Here is a 17,822-nt window from a genome sequence, read left to right on the forward strand (position 1 = left end):
ATCATCAGGCCATTGCTCAATGACCCTTGGATATCAGGATGCCAATCCCCGTTATTTCGCTTTCCTCTGCCCGCGCGCTTCATCTTGCCGCTCAAGGGCTGCTATCCCCGATCAAACGCCAGGCTTGCCCCGATGATGTGATTACCGCCATCGATCGTATGGGGTTGCTGCAAATTGACACCATCAGCGTGGTGGCCCGCAGCCCTTACCTGGTGCTGTTCAGTCGCTTGGGTGATTATCGGCCAGAATGGCTGGAACAGGCCTTGGCTAGCCGCAAACTGTTTGAGTACTGGGCGCACGAAGCCTGTTTTCTCCCTATCGATGACTTTGGTCTGTTACGCCACCGCATGCTGCAACCTCAGGGGATGGGGTGGAAATACTCGCAGGAATGGGTGCAACAGCACCAACAGGCTATCGATGAACTGCTACAGCATATCGCGGTAAATGGGCCGGTGCGTTCGGCCGATTTTAGCGCCGAAAAGAAAGGCGCTAACGGCTGGTGGGATTGGAAGCCGGAAAAGCGTCATCTGGAAATTCTGTTTACCTCTGGCAAGTTGATGGTGGCTGAACGCCGTAATTTTCACCGTGTCTACGATCTCACCGAACGTTTATTGCCGCAGTGGGATGATGATGTACATGCCTTACCTCAGGCGACGGCGCAGCAACAGATGCTCACCCGCAGTTGCCGCTATCTCGGCGTGTTTAAAGCCGAATGGCTGGCGGATTATTACCGCTTGAAACGCGTCGCCCCCAGACCGTTGTTGGCAATGCTATTACAGCAGGGAGAGATCTCCCAGATCGCTATCGACGGGCTGGAAGGGGAATTTTATGTCCATCAGTCGCTGGCAGCCGAGTTGGCGCTGGCGGTACAAGGGAAGTTGAAATCTACGGTAACTTGCCTGCTGTCTCCTTTTGATCCGGTAGTGTGGGATCGGCGGCGCGCGCTGGAACTGTTCAACTTTGACTATCGGTTGGAATGCTACACGCCAAAAGAAAAACGCCAGTACGGCTATTTCACTTTGCCGTTGTTGCAACGGGGTGAACTGATTGGCCGGGTAGATGCGAAAATGCACCGCAAACAGGGCGTGTTTGAAGCGATCAGTTTCCATCTTGAATCTGGGGTCAAGCTGGGTAAGCAGCGTTGTCAGGATATTCGTCAGGCAATCACCCGTACGGCGAAATGGCACGGGGCGCAGCAGATTTCGCTGGGCGATGTTCCGGCGCTGTTGGCCGCAGAGTGGGGGCAGGGCTGGGAAGTAGAATAACTAACGCCCCTCGCCCTGAGCTTTGTTAGTTGCTGTAGTTGGCAAACAGCGCGATGATTTTATGAAGACGTTTGATCATTTGCAGGTTCTCATTTTTTTGTGATGTAAATCACAAAAAATTCTACGCCTGCTAATGGAGTGATTCAACCCCCGCAGAAAAATTTCCCGTTCGGCAACCGTCTGAGCAAATCAGGCGGTGATTAACCGGTCCTATGGCGTTATGCTATCCTCACGCACTTTCCCTGTTAGCATATCTTCCCCTGGAGGAAGCATGGATCACCGTTTACTCGAAATCATTGCCTGCCCGGTTTGCAACGGTAAGCTCTATTTCAACAAAGAACATCAGGAACTGGTCTGCAAACTGGACGGCCTGGCCTACCCATTACGTGATGGTATTCCGGTATTGCTGGAAAACGAAGCGCGCACCATCCCACTGGACGAGAAACACGCATGAGTTTTATCGCTATCATCCCGGCGCGTTATGCGTCCACCCGCTTGCCGGGTAAACCGTTGGCGGATATCCACGGTAAGCCGATGGTGGTGCATGTGATGGAACGAGCCCGTGAATCAGGGGCTTCCCGCGTGATTGTCGCCACCGATCACCCTGAGGTGGCCAAAGCGGTCGAGGCTGCCGGCGGTGAAGTTTGCATGACCAGCCCGGACCACCATTCCGGCACCGAACGCCTGGCGGAAGTGATCGAAAAATGTGGCTTTGCTGATGATGAAATCATTGTCAATGTGCAAGGCGATGAGCCGATGATCCCGCCGGTTATCGTGCGTCAGGTGGCAGAAAACCTGGCGGCCAGTAGCGCAGGGATGGCCACGCTGGCGGTACCGATCGAAACCGCAGAAGAAGCCTTCAACCCGAATGCGGTCAAGGTGGTGATGGATGCGCAAGGCTATGCGCTCTATTTCTCACGTGCCACCATCCCTTGGGATCGTGAGCGTTTTGCTCAATCAAAACAGACTATTGGCAATAGCCTGCTGCGGCATATCGGGATTTATGCTTACCGCGCCGGTTTTGTCCGCCGCTACGTCAACTGGCAACCAAGCCAGCTGGAACAGATTGAACTGCTGGAGCAGTTGCGTGTGCTGTGGTACGGCGAAAAGATCCACGTCGCGGTGGCGCAGGCCATTCCGAGCGTCGGTGTCGATACCCCGGAAGACTTGCAACGAGTGCGGGACAGCATCAAGCGTTGAGTCATCTATTGGCCGGAGACCCCGGCCATCTCAATTCCCTGATTTACCCTTTTTATTGATCTGCATTGAAGAATTTCTCCGCTCACCGTTCAATGATGACAGTTGCTTATCCTTAATGTGGAGGGGGTCGTTCCATGGAGCAGCTGCGTGCCGAATTGAGTATTGTGCTGGGAGAGTCCGTCGGTCGTCTGGAACGCGTCAGCGAACAGCCTTATGCCCATCTGTATTCACTGTACGATCGTCAGGATCATGCGATCCCGCTGATGGCGAAAAGCTTCGTCTGTGAGGGCATTGCCCAGCAGGAAGCTTACAAGTTATCCATGCTGGCGCGTGAAGGGGACATTCGTCTGCCAACGGTGTTTGGCGTGGTCTACACCCGGCAAGCGCCCTACAAAGAGATATTGCTGATCGAACGCCTGCGTGGCGTCTCGGTCGAGGCTCCAACCCGGACTTTGGCCCGTTGGGAAGCCTTGATGGACCAGATTGTCGACGGCATGCTGGCCTGGCACCGTATCGATAGCCACGGCTGCGTGGGCACGGTTGACAGCACGCAGGAGAATGACTGGTGCAGTTGGTACCAGCAGCGTATCGAAGTACTTTGGTCAACTCTGGGTAATATGAACTCGCCGCTGTTAAGCATGGCAGACCGCCGCCTGCTGTACCGCACGCGCGAAATGCTGATCGACTTCTTTGCCGATTTTGATGACCCTTGCGTGCTGGTGCACGGTAATCTGGGGTTACGCAGCATGCTGAAAGATGCCAAAACCGACCAACTGCTGGCGATGCTCAACCCAGGCATGATGCTGTGGGCGCCACGGGAATATGAGCTGTTCAGGCTTTGCGAGGCGGGGATGCCGGATCAATTGCTGTTCCGCTATCTACAGCGTGCGCCAGTGGCGGAGTCTTTCCTGTCTCGTCGTTGGCTTTATGTGGTGTGGGAGGCGGTAGCCAGGATGATCCATACCGGCAAGCTGGATCGCCCGGCGTTCGATCAGGCCGCACAACAGCTACGGCCCTGGCTGGCTCACTAATTGCTGCTGACTTCACCATCCCCTTTTAGCTGCTGCCACAGACTGCCCAGCGTTTCATATGCCGCCCGTTCGCTGTGCCCAAGGAACATCGCGGAAGGCATCACCCGATCCCAGATATTCAGCGGTGAGGTAATGGCCAGTTGATTGGCCGGAGCCGGGATTGGGTGCAGGCCCTGAGCCTCAAAGAAGCGCATGGCACGCGGCAAGTGATTGGCGGATGTCACCAGCGCAAACGGCTGTTTCCCTACCAATTTGGCGACCTCTGCGGCTTCCTGTTCGGTATCCCGCGGGCGGTCCACCAGCACGATGTCGCTGGCAGGCACACCCAGGCTTTCCGCCACCAGTGCTGCGGTGGCCGCGCTGCTTTGCGTTTTCGCGCCTTTTCCACCGGTAAAGACCATCTTGCTACCCGGGTGCGACAGGTATAGCCTGACGCCTTCGGTCACTCGTGGCAGGCTGTTGTTGAGCAGGTTAGAGCTGGGGGCCCAGTCCGGGTTATAGGTATAACCGCCGCCAAGCACCACGATATAGTCAATCTGGCCGTTGCCTCTATAGGTCGGGTAACTGGATTCTAACGGCTTCAACAGGCGATCGGCGACCGGTTGCAGGCTGAGCAACAGCAACAGCAGCCAACTCAGGCTTAATATGACTTTGCCGCATTTCTGCCAACGGGTAAACCACAGCAGCAATAATGCCAGCCCCATTAACAACAGCAGGGCGGGTAGAGGCATCATCAGGCCGCCAATAAATTTTTTTAAGTGAAATAACATCAAAAATCAGGTCCTTTTGGGCGAAAAAACGACATCTGGCCGCATTCATGCTGCAAGAAGATTTATTCTAAGCCAGTCTGTGCCAAAATAGCAGGTTTGAATGGGCAGGCGCTTTGCCGTCGGCCAAGATAGAATCAGCGGAGCCGTTGTCCATGCAGGATCGCAATTTTGACGATATTGCCGAGAAGTTTGCGCGTAATATTTACGGCACCACCAAGGGGAAAATCCGTCAGGCGGTAGTCTGGCAGGATCTGACCACGCTGCTGGCTCAGTTACCACAGCGGCCGCTGCGCATTCTGGATGCTGGGGGGGGCGAAGGCCACATGGCCTGCCAACTGGCAGAATTAGGACATCAGGTCTTGTTGTGCGATCTTTCTGGTGAGATGATCCAACGCGCTGCGTTGCTGGCCGAGCAGAAAGGTGTGAGCCAGAACATGCAATTCATACAAAGTTCGGCGCAAGAGATTGGTCAGCATTTGGCACAACCGGTCGATCTGATATTGTTCCATGCGGTTTTGGAGTGGATCGCCGAACCGCAGGTGGCCTTGCAGGCGTTGTATGACTGCCTGGTGCCCGGGGGCGCACTGTCACTGATGTTCTTTAATGCCAACGGTTTGTTGATGCGTAATGTGGTGTTGGGCAACTTCCAACTGGTGGATCCCGAGGTCAGGCGGCGTCGCAAGCGCTCGCTGTCGCCGCAGTATCCACACAGCCCACCGCTGGTCTACGGCTGGTTGGAGCAGATGGGCATGCAGATTTCAGGCAAAACCGGCGTGAGGGTTTTCCATGATTATCTGCAAAGCAGGCAGCTACAGACCCAAAAATTTGAAGAGTTACTGGCGCTTGAACAGCTTTATTGTCGGCAAGAGCCTTACGTGAGTTTGGGGCGCTATATTCACGTCTCGGCGCATAAACCGAACCTGAAGGACGAACTATGAGTGAATTTTCCCAGACAGTACCCGAACTGGTCGCCTGGGCACGGAAAAATGATTTCTCTATTTCGCTCCCCACTGAGCGTCTTGCGTTTTTGCTGGCTATCGCCACGTTAAATGGTGAGCGGCTGGACGGCGAGATGAGCGAAGGTGAGCTGGTTGATGCATTTCGCCATGTCAGCAAAGGGTTTGAACAGACGCATGAAACGGTGGCGATACGCGCCAACAATGCGATTAACGACATGGTGCGCCAGCGCCTGTTGAACCGTTTTACCAGCGAGTTGGCGGACGGCAATGCTATCTATCGCCTGACGCCGCTGGGTATTGGTATAACCGATTACTATATCCGCCAGCGTGAGTTTTCGACCCTGCGTCTTTCCATGCAGCTGTCGATCGTGGCGGAAGAGTTGAAGCGTGCCGCAGACGCTGCCGAAGAGGGCGGCGATGATTTCCATTGGCACCGCAACGTCTTTGCTCCGCTGAAATACTCGGTAGCGGAGATCTTCGACAGTATCGATCTGACCCAGCGCCTAATGGATGAACAGCAACAGAGCGTGAAAACCGATATCGCGGCGCTGCTCAACCAGGATTGGCGTGCGGCGATCTCCAGCTGTGAGATGCTGCTGTCGGAAACCTCCGGTACCTTGCGTGAACTTCAGGATACGCTGGAGGCCGCAGGTGATAAACTCCAGGCCAACCTGCTGAGGATTCAGGATGCCACGCTGGGTGAGATGGAGCTGGGCTTTGTCGATAAGCTGGTGTTTGATTTGCAAAGCAAGCTGGATCGCATCATCAGTTGGGGCCAACAGGCGATTGACCTGTGGATCGGCTATGATCGCCACGTGCACAAGTTTATCCGTACCGCCATCGATATGGATAAAAACCGCGTGTTTGCCCAACGCCTGCGCCAATCGGTACAAAACTACTTCGATAATCCTTGGACGCTGACCCATGCCAACGCCGATCGTCTGCTCGATATGCGTGACGAAGAGCTGGCGTTGCGCAGTGAAGAGGTCACCGGGGAACTGCCGCCAGATCTGGAATATGAAGAGTTCAGCGAAATTCGCGAACAGCTGGCAGCGATGATCGAACAGGCACTGAAGATTTATCAGGAACAAAAGATGCCGCTCGATTTAGGGGCAGTGATGCGCGATTATCTGGCGCAATATCCGCGTGTGCGTCACTTTGACGTTGCCCGCATAGTGGTCGACCAGGCAGTGCGCCTTGGTGTGGCTGAAGCTGATTTTTCAGGGTTGCCCGCGCAGTGGCAGGCAATCAATGATTACGGAGCCAAGGTACAGGCCCATGTCATCGACAAATATTGAACAAGTAATGCCAGTCAAGCTGGCCAAGGCATTGTCTAACACGCTGTTTCCGGCGTTGGACAGCCAATTGCGCGCAGGTCGTCACATCGGTATCGATGAGTTGGACAACCACGCATTCCTCATGGATTTTCAAGACGAGCTGGAAGAGTTTTATACCCGTTACAGCGTCGAGCTGATCCGGGCGCCGGAAGGGTTCTTCTATTTGCGCCCGCGCTCGACCACGCTCATTCCACGCTCGGTGCTTTCCGAGTTGGACATGATGGTCGGCAAGATCCTGTGCTACCTCTACCTGAGCCCCGAGCGCCTGGCGCATGAAGGTATTTTCAGCCAGCAGGAGCTGTACGATGAGCTGCTGAGCCTGGCGGATGAGAGCAAGCTGCTGAAGTTCGTCAACCAGCGCTCCACCGGTTCGGATCTTGACCGTCAGAAGCTGCATGAAAAAGTGCGCTCCTCGCTCAATCGCCTGCGCCGTCTGGGCATGGTGTATTTCATGGGCAATGACAACAGCAAATTCCGCATTACCGAGGCGGTGTTCCGCTTCGGTGCCGATGTGCGTAGCGGTGACGATCCGCGCGAAGCCCAGTTGCGGATGATCCGCGACGGTGAGGCGATGCCGGTAGAAAACAGCCTGTCACTGAACGATGAAGTTGATGCGGAAGATGTGCAGGCAGAAGCTACCCAGGACAGTGCAGAGGATGAACAGGAATGATTGAACGCGGTAAATTTCGCTCACTGACGCTGGTTAACTGGAACGGTTTCTTTGCCCGAACCTTTGATCTCGATGAGCTGGTCACCACGCTTTCGGGCGGTAACGGGGCCGGTAAGTCCACCACCATGGCGGCCTTCGTCACGGCGCTAATCCCGGATCTGACGCTGCTGCACTTTCGTAACACCACCGAAGCTGGCGCCACCAGCGGTTCACGCGACAAAGGCCTGCACGGTAAATTGCGTGCCGGTGTCTGCTACTCAACGCTGGACGTAGTCAACTCACGCCACCAGCGTGTGGTGGTCGGGGTTCGTCTGCAACAGGTTGCGGGGCGCGATCGTAAGGTCGATATCAAACCTTTCACCATTCAGGGGCTGCCAACGGCAGTGCAACCGACCGAACTGCTGACCGAGACCGTCGGTGAGCGTCAGGCTCGGGTTCTTTCGTTGCAGGAACTGAAAGAGCGTGTTGAAGAGATGGAAGGGGTGCAGTTCAAGCAGTTCAACTCCATCACCGATTACCACGCCCTGATGTTTGATCTGGGGGTGCTGCCCAAGCGCCTGCGCACTTCTTCCGACCGCAGCAAGTTCTATCGTCTGATCGAAGCCTCGCTGTACGGCGGGATTTCCAGTGCCATCACCCGTTCTCTGCGTGATTACCTGCTGCCGGAAAACGGCGGCGTGCGTAAAGCGTTCCAGGATATGGAAGCCGCTCTGCGCGAGAACCGCATGACGCTGGAAGCGATCCGCGTCACCCAGTCGGACCGCGATCTGTTCAAGCATCTGATCTCCGAAGCGACCTCGTACGTTGCCGCAGACTACATGCGCCATGCCAATGAACGGCGTATCCATCTGGATGGGGCGCTGGTATTGCGCAACGAGTTACTGAGCAGCCGCAAACAACTGGCCGCCGAGCAGTTCCGCCATGTTGAAATGGCGCGTGAGCTGGCTGAGCAAAGCGGTGCCGAATCCGATCTGGAAACCGATTATCAGGCCGCCAGCGATCACCTCAATCTGGTGCAGACCGCAATGCGCCAGCAGGAAAAGATCGAACGCTATGAAGGCGATCTGGAAGAGCTGACCTACCGTCTGGAAGAACAGAATGAGGTTGTCGCCGAAGCGAGCGAGCAGCAGGCGGAAAACGAAGCGCGTGCCGAAGCCGCAGAGCTGGAGGTGGATGAGCTGAAAAGCCAGCTCGCCGATTACCAGCAGGCGTTGGACGTGCAGCAAACCCGTGCCATTCAATATCAGCAGGCACTTCAGGCTCTTGAGCGCGCCCGTGCGCTGTGTCAGGTGCCGGAACTCACCGCCGAAAATGCCGAAGAGTGGCTGGATACCTTCCAGGCGCGTGAGCAGGAAGCGACAGAGTCCCTGTTGCAGTTGGAACAAAAGTTAAGCGTGGCGGATGCCGCTCACAGCCAGTTCGAGCAGGCCTATCAGCTGGTGGGTAAAATTGCGGGCGAAGTCAGCCGCAGTGAAGCCTGGCAAACCGCGCGTGAGCTATTGCGTGACTGGCCTTCGCAGCAGCATCAGGCCGAGCGTGTGCAGCCGTTGCGGATGCGTTTGAGCGAGTTGGAGCAACGTCTGCGCTCGCAGCAGGATGCCGAACGTCTGTTGCAGGAGTTCTGCAAACGTCACGGGCAGAGTTATCAGCCGGATGAACTTGATGCCTTGCAGCAAGAGCTGGAAGAGCGTTTGGAATCGTTGTCCCAAAGCGTCAGCGAGGCCGGTGAGCGTCGGATGGAAATGCGCCAGGAGCTGGAGCAGATCCAGCAGCGCATCAAGGAGCTGACCGCCAGGGCACCGATTTGGCTGGCCGCGCAGGATTCACTGACCCAGCTCAGCGAGCAGAGCGGTGAAGCCTTCGAAGATGGTCAGCAGGTTACCGAATACATGCAGCAACTGCTGGAGCGCGAACGCGAAACCACGGTTGAACGTGATGAAGTGGCCAGCCGCAAGCGTGAAATCGAAGCGCAGATTGAACGTCTCAGCCAGCCGAGCGGGGCAGAAGATCAGCGTCTGGTAACGCTGGCGGAGCGCTTTGGCGGTGTGCTGTTGTCTGAAATCTATGACGATGTCACCATTGACGATGCCCCGTACTTCTCTGCGTTGTACGGCCCGTCGCGCCACGCCATTGTGGTGCCGGATCTGTCGCTGGTGCGCGAGATGCTGGAAGGGTTGGAGGATTGCCCGGAAGATCTCTACCTGATCGAAGGGGATCCGCAGTCGTTTGACGACAGCGTGTTCGCCGTCGAAGAGCAAGAAAAAGCGGTGGTGGTGAAAATCGCCGATCGCCAGTGGCGTTACTCGCGCTACCCTGAGGTGCCGCTGTTTGGCCGTGCTGCCCGGGAAAATCGCCTGGAAGTGCTGTACGCAGAACGTGACTCCTTGGCCGAACGCTACGCCACCTTGTCATTTGACGTGCAGAAAACCCAGCGTTCTCACCAGGCGTTCAGCCGCTTTATCGGTTCGCACCTCGCCGTGGCGTTTGACGCGGATCCTGAAGCGGATATCCGTGCTCTGAACAGCCGCCGTGGTGAAATTGAGCGTGCGCTCAATAACCACGAAGCGCAGAACCAACAGCAGCGTCAGCAATACGATCAGGCCAAAGAGGGCATTTCCGCACTCAACCGCCTGATGCCGCTGGTCTCACTGCTGAATGATGAAACCTTGCAGGATCGTGTCGAAGAGATCCGCGAGGAAATGGAAGAGGCGCAGGATGCTGCGCGCTATATCCAACAGCACGGCGTTTCCTTGGCCAAGCTGGAGCCTATGTTATCGGTGCTGCAAAGCGATCCGGAGCAGCATGAGCAGCTACAGCAGGACTATGCACAGGCCCAGGCCACCCAACGCCAGGCCAAACAACAAGCCTTTGCCCTGACGGAAGTGGTACAGCGCCGCGCTCACTTCAGCTATACCGATTCTGCTGGCATGCAGAATGCCGATAACGATCTCAACGATAAACTGCGTCAACGCCTGGAACATGCGGAAGCGGAACGCACCCGCGCCCGCGAGCAACTGCGCCAGTATCAGACCCAGTTTACGCAATACAGCCAGGTACTGGCCTCGCTGAAAAGCTCTTATGACGCCAAACGCGACATGCTTAAAGAGCTGAGCCAGGAACTGGTAGACATTGGCGTGCAGGCCGATGCCAATGCCGAAGCCCGCGCGCGGCAGCGCCGGGACGAATTACATGCCTCGCTGAGTAATAACCGTAACCGCCGTAACCAGTTGGAGAAACAGCTGACCTTCTGCGAAGCGGAAATGGACAGCCTGCAAAAGAGACTGCGCAAGCTGGAGCGTGATTATTACCAACTGCGTGAGCAGGTGGTGACCGCCAAGGCGGGCTGGTGTGCCGTGATGCGTCTGGTGAAAGACAACGGGGTTGAACGCCGTCTGCACCGTCGTGAACTGGCCTATATGGACGGTGACGAGCTGCGTTCGATGTCGGATAAGGCATTGGGTGCGCTGCGTCTGGCGGTGGCGGATAACGAACATCTGCGTGACGTGCTGCGCCTGTCGGAAGATCCGAAACGGCCAGAGCGCAAGATCCAGTTCTTTATCGCGGTCTATCAGCATCTGCGCGAGCGTATCCGTCAGGATATTATCCGCACCGACGATCCGGTCGAAGCTATCGAACAGATGGAGATCGAACTGGGCCGTCTGACCGAAGAGCTGACCGCCCGCGAACAGAAACTGGCGATCAGTTCGAAGAGCGTGGCGAACATTATCCGCAAGACCATTCAGCGCGAGCAGAACCGTATCCGGATGCTTAACCAGGGGCTGCAAGCGGTTTCCTTCGGTCAGGTGAAGAGCGTGCGGCTGAACGTCAACGTACGGGAAGCGCATGCCACCTTGCTGGATGTGCTCTCCGAGCAGCAGGAACAGCATCAGGATCTGTTTAACAGCAACCGTCTGACCTTCTCGGAAGCGTTGGCCAAGCTGTATCAGCGCCTGAACCCGCAGATCGATATGGGCCAGCGCACGCCACAAACCATCGGTGAAGAGCTGCTGGATTACCGTAACTATCTGGAGCTGGAAGTGGAAGTGTTCCGTGGCTCCGACGGCTGGCTGCGTGCGGAAAGTGGCGCGTTGTCTACCGGGGAAGCGATCGGTACCGGTATGTCAATTCTGGTCATGGTGGTGCAGAGCTGGGAAGAGGAATCACGCCGCCTGCGGGGTAAAGATATTTCGCCTTGCCGCCTGCTGTTCCTTGATGAAGCCGCGCGTCTGGATGCCAAATCCATCGCCACGCTGTTTGAGCTGTGCGATCGTCTGGAGATGCAGTTGATTATCGCTGCACCAGAAAACATCAGCCCGGAAAAAGGGACCACCTATAAACTGGTGCGTAAGGTGTTCCAGAACCATGAGCATGTGCACGTGGTTGGCCTGCGTGGGTTCGCCAGTGAACAACCAGCTTTAGATTCGGTGTCGGAATAAACGCCACAAAGCTAAAAAAGTGCACTATAAATCTGAAAATAGCCGCCTGAAGGTGGCTATTTTTTTGTATGACGAGGATGATAGGCGTGTTTTTTTGCCGGTGGTAAGCTGGAATGAAACGGTTATTTACGGCGCTGAGAGCAAAAGCGCCGTTCTGTTTGTATACTGAAACTAATAATAGTCCGTGCGGTATTTTTGTGAGCCTACAGGGGGCAAGGGATGTTGCTTAAAAATGGAAACTCAGTACGACGTCTGGCATTGAGTTGCGCAATAGCGTGTGGTTTTGCCGTGTCGTTTTCCGCATGGGCAACCGTTCCGGCGTTACCGGTGGCGTCATCGTCATCGGGAATGTCCGTGGCACAAAGTCGTGCCGAACTGCTGGCGGCATTGCCGAAAAGCGTTGTGCCTTATTATCTCTCCACTTTGGCACCGCTGTACGCTGCCAATCAGATGCAGCCTATGTGGCAAGATCGGGAAGCGGTACAGCAATTTCAGCAGCAACTGGCTGAGTTGGCCATTTCTGGCGTACAGCCGCAGTTTACTCAATGGGTAAAACTGCTGACCGATCCGCTCATCACCGATATGGCACGTGATATTGTGCTGTCGGATGCGATGCTGGGTTATTTGCAGTTTGTCTCCTCAATCGGGGCTAACGGCAACAACTGGTTGTACAGCAATGTTCCTTACAAGCTGAAGGTGCCAGCGAATACGGTGATCAACCAGTGGCAGCTCTCGATACATCAGGGCAAAACGCTGGCGTATATCAACTCGTTGGCCCCGCAGCATCCTCAGTACGCCAAAATGCATTTGGCGCTGCGCGAAATGCTGGCGGCTGGGCGCCCGTGGCCACAAATGACCAATGGTGCAAGCCTGCGTCCAGGTCAGCTCAGCGACGATATTCCCGCACTGCGCGATATTCTGGCGCGTACCGGAATGCTAATCGCCACTCCGGCGGTAGCATCTGCTTCGCCTGAGCCTCAGGTCAACAACGCCAGCGCGACGACCCCGGCGGCGGATGACGATCTGTCGGTGGATGAAGAGAAGGATCGTGCTACCGCAGCGGCTGTCGTAAGCCCGGGCGCGGCATCGATCAAAGATCTTGCTCCCTCTCCAGAAGCGACCGCGCAGGTACAACCTGCCAGTCCGGTTTCGGTAACGGATAATCGTTACACCGAAGATCTGGTGGAAGGGGTCAAACGCTTCCAAACCTGGCAAGGGCTGACGCCTGATGGCGTTATCGGTGCCCGGACGCGTGAATGGCTGAACGTTTCGCCACAAACTCGAGCTTCACTGCTGGCGTTGAACATCCAGCGCCTGCGCATTCTGCCTGGGCACGTTGATACCGGCATTATGGTCAACATCCCGAACTACTCGCTCACCTACTATCTGAATGGTAATGAAGTATTATCTTCGCGGGTGATTGTTGGCCGCCCGAGCCGCAAAACGCCATTGATGAGCAGTGCGCTGAATAACGTGGTGGTCAACCCGCCGTGGAACGTGCCAACCAAGCTGATCCGTGAAGATATCGTGCCCAAGGCCATGCATGATGCGAGCTACTTCCAGAAACACGGCTATCGGGTATTCTCTGGCTGGAGCAACGATGCGCAAGTGATCGATCCGGCAATGATTGACTGGAGTGTGGTTTCACCACGCAATTTCCCTTACCGCATCCAGCAGGCGCCGGGGACCAGCAACTCGTTAGGGCGTTTCAAGTTCAACATGCCGAGCTCGGATGCCATCTATCTGCATGATACCCCGAACCACGGCCTGTTCCAGAAGGATATCCGGGCGTTAAGCTCTGGCTGTGTGCGCGTTAACAAGGCTTCCGATTTGGCCAATATGTTGTTACAGGATGCCGGTTGGAACAACGCGCGTGTTTCCTCCACGCTGAAAGGCGGCAATACGACGTATGTAAACATCCGCCAGAACATCCCGGTGCAACTGTATTACCTGACGGCCTGGGTCTCTGATGATGGCAAGCCACAGTTCCGTACAGATATTTACAATTATGATGCGACAGTGAGATCGGGTGCACAAATTTTGGCTCAGGCCGAAAAATTGATGCAATAAATGCAGTAATTCTAGATAAATAACGGTCTGAATGTCTAGCCAGTAACAGGCTCTGTTTTTTGTGAGCACGGGTAAACCACAGCGTATCGCGGGTTGACTCCGCATACGCTGGCGGTTATGGTTCGGGCAGTGCGCAGTTTTGTGCATATATTTTGACATTCTTGCCGAGTTTAAAGAGTCATGGACAAAATTGATCATCATCGCCGTAAATGGCTGGCGTTAGGTAGCGCCGCCGTGGGTATCGCACTGCTTCCAGGGCAGGCGTTTGCCAGTCTTTCTACCTCTCGCCCACGTATTCTGTTGTTGAATAATCTTAATACCGGCGAATCCATCAAGGCCGAGTTCTTCAACGGTAAAGGTTACAATAAAGAAGAGTTGGCACGCCTGAACCATATCTTCCGTGACTATCGGGCCAATAAGGTCAAGAGCATCGATCCGGCTCTGTTTGATCATCTCTATCGCCTACAGGTAATGCTGGGTACCAGCAAACCGGTACAGCTGATTTCCGGCTACCGTTCAATGGCGACCAATACCGAAATGCGTGAGCACAGCCGTGGCGTGGCCAAGCAGAGCTACCACACCAAAGGCCAGGCGATGGATTTCCATATCGAAGGGATCCAACTGAGTAATATCCGTAAGGCGGCGTTAAAAATGCGCGCCGGCGGGGTAGGCTATTATCCACGTAGTAACTTTGTGCACATCGATACCGGCCCGGTGCGGACCTGGTAATCATTGTGCATCATGATCGCTGAATGGCACCCGCCCCTTGGGCGTGGTGCCGTTGTCGTTGGAGCTTTATGAAATACCATATTATCCCCGTTACGGCGTTCAGTCAGAACTGCACGCTCATCTGGTGCGACGTCACCAAACAGGCGGCGCTGGTCGATCCTGGTGGCGATCCGGAAAAACTGAAGGCTGCCATTGCCGAAAAGGGCGTGCAGGTCAGCCAGATTTTGCTGACGCACGGCCATCTCGATCACGTAGGCGCGGCGGCAGAAATGGCCGAGCATTATCAGGTACCGATCTATGGGCCAAATAAGGAAGATGCCTTCTGGCTTGAAGGTTTGCCAGCACAGAGCCGTATGTTTGGCCTGGATGAATGCGCCGCGCTAACGCCGACCAAATGGCTGGAAGAGGGGGATAAAGTGCAGGTGGGCGAAATGTCGCTGAACGTACTGCATTGCCCTGGCCATACGCCTGGTCATATCGTTTTTATCAACGAACAGGCACGTTTGGCATTAGTGGGTGACGTGTTGTTCAACGGTGGCGTTGGCCGCAGCGATTTCCCGCGCGGTGACCATCAGGCGCTAATCGCTTCAATCCGCAACAAATTACTGCCTCAGGGCGACGATATGGCGTTTATTCCAGGACATGGCCCGATGTCTACCTTTGGTCATGAACGTCAAACCAACCCGTTCCTGCGCGAAGAACCGGCTATCTGGTAAAGACACCTCTCGCAAAAGAACAAAGGGGCGCAAATGCGCCCCTTTTTCAATGCAAAATCAACTTACAGCACGGCAACGATGGCTTCGCACAGCGGCGCCATATTGTCCGGCGTCATCCCTGCCACGTTAACGCGGCCGGAGTTAACGGCATACACGCCAAATTCATCACGCAGACGCAGAACCTGCTCTTTGGTCAGGCCGCTGAAGGAGAACATGCCGTTCTGGTTGATGATAAAGCTGAAATCCTGCTGCGCCCCTTTCTCCTGCAGGGTATTAACGAACAACTGGCGCATACGGTGAATGCGCTGACGCATGTCGGTCAGCTCTTGTTCCCAAATGGCGCGCAGCGCTGGGTTACCCAAGATGGTGGCAACTACGGCCGCACCGTGTGACGGCGGGTTCGAGTAGTTGGCACGGATCGCGGCTTTCACCTGGCTGAAGGCACGCTCGGCGGTTTCTGCATCGGCAGCTACCACGGTGCAGGCACCGACACGCTCGTTATACAGGCCAAAGTTCTTCGAGTAGGAGCTGGCAACGATCAGTTCCTGATGTTTGGCAGCAAAGATACGCAGACCCTGGGCATCTTCTTCCAGGCCCTTGGCGAAGCCCTGGTAAGCGAAGTCGAACAGCGGCAACCAACCCTTGGCTACGGACAGTTCAGCCAACTGAGCCCATTGTGCTTCGGTTGGATCGATACCGGTAGGGTTATGGCAGCAACCATGGAACAGCACTACGTCGCCTGCTTGAGCCTGGTTCAGGCTGGTGAGCAGACCGTCGAAGTCCAGCGCATGGTTGGCGGCGTCGTAATAGTTGTATTCCAACACTTCCAGGCCAACGGCACCAAAGACGTTTTTATGGTTTGGCCAGCTTGGATTGCTGACCCAGATACGCTTGGCGCTGGTCTGGTTGGCAATAAAGTCGGCCGCGACACGCAGGGCACCGGTACCACCAGGGGTTTGCGCGGTACGGGCACGCTTGTCGGCAATGATTGGGCTCTGCTTGCCGAACAACAGTTCTTGCGTGCAGCTGGCAAATTCAGGAATACCTTCAATACCCAGGTAGTTTTTGGTGGTCTCATTTTCCAGCAGATACTGTTCAGCTTTTTTAACGCTGGTCAGCACCGGCGTTTTGCCGGTTTCGTCTTTATAGACGCCAATCCCCAGGTTGATTTTATTCTCACGCTTGTCGGCGCGGAAAATGTCGGTCAGACCTAGAATCGGGTCGGCAGGTGCAGCGGTGATTTTTTCAAACATGTCAGATGCTTCCATGGCCTAGAGTTAAGCAGACAGAAACATCAGGGTAGCGCCAGTTATCGCCTTTGCCAACCGTTTGCGAGAAAAACACCTCGATCTTGTGACGGCGGCAGATTCAGCACAAAAAATGACGGGGAAGGGCAGATTGGCAGAATAAAAAATTGGCGGAAGCGCTAAAAACAAAAACAGGGCCGAAGCCCTGTTTTTTAACTTAGCTGACGGCGAACCGTCATCAAGTGCAACAACTTAGAACTGGTAAACCAGACCGGTAGCTACGATGTTGTCAGTAGCGATGCCGTTAGCACGAGTGAAGTCGTTTTCGTCCAGCAGGTTGATTTTGTAATCAACGTAGGTAGACATGTTTTTGTTGAAGTAGTAAGTAGTACCTACATCAATGTATTTAACCAGATCGTTGTCAGTGCCGTTAGGGCCAGCCAGGTTCTTACCTTTAGACTGCAGGTAAGCGATAGATGGACGCAGGCCGAAATCGAACTGGTACTGTGCTACCACTTCAAAGTTCTGAGTTTTGTTAGCGATGGTGTTAGACGCGCTACCGTATGGAGTCATGTTGCGGGTTTCCGCATACATGGTTGCCAGGTAGACGTTGTTGGCATCGTATTTAGCACCAACGGTCCATGCATCAGCTACGTTACCGCCAGCAGTGCTGTTATCTTTCTGGTCAATGGTACGGTTAGATGAAGAGTATGCTGCACCTAAGCTGACACCGGTATCCAAAATTGCGTAGGTGGTAGAAACACCAACACCGTCACCGTTTTGTTTCTTCAGCTCACGCTTGTCGTTTTCGTTCTTGCCTTGATACTGCAGAGCGAAGTTCCAACCATCAACCATACCGAAGAAGTTGTTGTTACGGTAAGTAGCAACACCGTTGGTACGACCGGTCATGAAGTTGTCGGTAGTGGTGTAAGTATCGCCACCGAACTCTGGCAGCATATCTGTCCAGCCTTCAACGTCATACACTACGCCGTAGTTACGGCCGTAATCGAATGAACCGAATTCAGCAAATTTCAGACCTGCGAAGCCCAGACGAGTCTTAGTACCTTCGGTACCTTGTGACTCAGCGTGGTTAGCTTGCACGTTGTATTCCCACTGGCCGTAACCGGTCAGTTGGTCAGTAATCTGGGTTTCACCTTTGAAGCCAAAGCGCACGTATGACTTGTCGCCATCTTCGCTTTTGTCTTTAGAGAAGTAGTGCAGGCCGTCAACTTTACCGTACAGATCCAGTTTGTTGCCGTCTTTGTTGTAGATTTCAGCTGCGTTGGCTGCACCAGCTGCTAACAGAGCTGGGATCACTACTGCAAGAATGTTGCGCTTCATCATCATTATTACCCTCATTGGTTTTATTCGGACACCTTGCCACTGCCGCCA

General features: G+C 54.9%; 14 protein-coding genes. 11 read left to right on the top strand and 3 right to left on the bottom strand.

The features are described from left to right. Positions 1 to 38 precede the first annotated feature (38 nt). From KGP21_RS11135 to KGP21_RS11150, 4 genes are all read left to right on the top strand, one after another. Positions 39 to 1,265, top strand: coding sequence for a winged helix-turn-helix domain-containing protein (locus KGP21_RS11135; protein WP_021804912.1), 1,227 nt, complete (start codon positions 39 to 41; stop codon positions 1,263 to 1,265). Positions 1,266 to 1,536: 271 nt separating this feature from the next. Next, positions 1,537 to 1,719 carry a Trm112 family protein gene (locus KGP21_RS11140; protein WP_021804911.1) on the top strand — a complete coding sequence of 61 codons (183 nt, stop codon included), beginning with the start codon at positions 1,537 to 1,539 and terminating at the stop codon, positions 1,717 to 1,719. Further along, a complete protein-coding gene (gene kdsB / locus KGP21_RS11145; RefSeq protein ID WP_223538178.1) occupies positions 1,716 to 2,465 on the top strand; it encodes a 3-deoxy-manno-octulosonate cytidylyltransferase in 750 nt (249 codons plus the stop codon). The genes KGP21_RS11140 and kdsB overlap by 4 nt, the downstream gene beginning before the upstream one ends. Positions 2,466 to 2,599: 134 nt before the next feature. Then, on the top strand, positions 2,600 to 3,496 hold the full coding sequence (locus tag KGP21_RS11150; RefSeq protein WP_179249776.1) for a YcbJ family phosphotransferase: 897 nt from the start codon (positions 2,600 to 2,602) through the stop codon (positions 3,494 to 3,496). Here KGP21_RS11150 and elyC read toward each other — a convergent pair. After that, positions 3,493 to 4,266: an envelope biogenesis factor ElyC gene (elyC, locus tag KGP21_RS11155; RefSeq protein ID WP_059200398.1), complete on the bottom strand. Its 774-nt coding sequence runs from the start codon at positions 4,264 to 4,266 to the stop codon at positions 3,493 to 3,495. The genes KGP21_RS11150 and elyC overlap by 4 nt on opposite strands. Before the next feature lie 152 nt (positions 4,267 to 4,418). Here elyC and cmoM point away from each other — a divergent pair, with 152 nt between their 5' ends. The 7 genes from cmoM (at position 4,419) to KGP21_RS11190 (ending at position 15,183) form a co-directional block, all read left to right on the top strand. Next, the gene (gene cmoM / locus KGP21_RS11160; protein WP_021804907.1) at positions 4,419 to 5,204 is read left to right on the top strand and encodes a tRNA uridine 5-oxyacetic acid(34) methyltransferase CmoM; all 786 of its coding nucleotides are present in this window, start codon (positions 4,419 to 4,421) and stop codon (positions 5,202 to 5,204) included. Next, positions 5,201 to 6,523 carry a chromosome partition protein MukF gene (mukF, locus tag KGP21_RS11165; protein WP_021804906.1) on the top strand — a complete coding sequence of 441 codons (1,323 nt, stop codon included), beginning with the start codon at positions 5,201 to 5,203 and terminating at the stop codon, positions 6,521 to 6,523. The genes cmoM and mukF overlap by 4 nt, the downstream gene beginning before the upstream one ends. Continuing rightward, complete coding sequence (gene mukE / locus KGP21_RS11170) at positions 6,504 to 7,232, top strand: chromosome partition protein MukE (protein ID WP_223501256.1); 729 nt, start codon at positions 6,504 to 6,506, stop codon at positions 7,230 to 7,232. Before mukF ends, mukE begins: the two co-directional genes overlap by 20 nt. Beyond that, on the top strand, positions 7,229 to 11,668 hold the full coding sequence (gene mukB, locus KGP21_RS11175; protein WP_021804904.1) for a chromosome partition protein MukB: 4,440 nt from the start codon (positions 7,229 to 7,231) through the stop codon (positions 11,666 to 11,668). Before mukE ends, mukB begins: the two co-directional genes overlap by 4 nt. Before the next feature lie 219 nt (positions 11,669 to 11,887). Continuing rightward, the gene (ldtD, locus tag KGP21_RS11180) at positions 11,888 to 13,738 is read left to right on the top strand and encodes a L,D-transpeptidase (protein WP_021804902.1); all 1,851 of its coding nucleotides are present in this window, start codon (positions 11,888 to 11,890) and stop codon (positions 13,736 to 13,738) included. Positions 13,739 to 13,918: 180 nt separating this feature from the next. Then, positions 13,919 to 14,467: a YcbK family protein gene (locus KGP21_RS11185; protein WP_021804901.1), complete on the top strand. Its 549-nt coding sequence runs from the start codon at positions 13,919 to 13,921 to the stop codon at positions 14,465 to 14,467. Between the two features lie 68 nt (positions 14,468 to 14,535). Next, positions 14,536 to 15,183, top strand: coding sequence for an MBL fold metallo-hydrolase (locus tag KGP21_RS11190; protein ID WP_223538180.1), 648 nt, complete (start codon positions 14,536 to 14,538; stop codon positions 15,181 to 15,183). A gap of 62 nt (positions 15,184 to 15,245) precedes the next feature. Here the strand turns inward: KGP21_RS11190 and KGP21_RS11195 are convergent, their stop codons facing one another. Together KGP21_RS11195 and ompC are read right to left on the bottom strand one after the other, a co-directional pair. After that, on the bottom strand, positions 15,246 to 16,436 hold the full coding sequence (locus KGP21_RS11195) for an amino acid aminotransferase (protein WP_021804899.1): 1,191 nt from the start codon (positions 16,434 to 16,436) through the stop codon (positions 15,246 to 15,248). Positions 16,437 to 16,682: 246 nt separating this feature from the next. Further along, positions 16,683 to 17,774 carry a porin OmpC gene (gene ompC, locus KGP21_RS11200; protein ID WP_305801186.1) on the bottom strand — a complete coding sequence of 364 codons (1,092 nt, stop codon included), beginning with the start codon at positions 17,772 to 17,774 and terminating at the stop codon, positions 16,683 to 16,685. Between the last annotated feature and the right edge of the window lie 48 nt (positions 17,775 to 17,822).

Origin of the sequence: Serratia sp. JSRIV004 (assembly GCF_019968705.1) — a bacterium.
Lineage (GTDB): Bacteria > Pseudomonadota > Gammaproteobacteria > Enterobacterales > Enterobacteriaceae > Chania > Chania fonticola_B.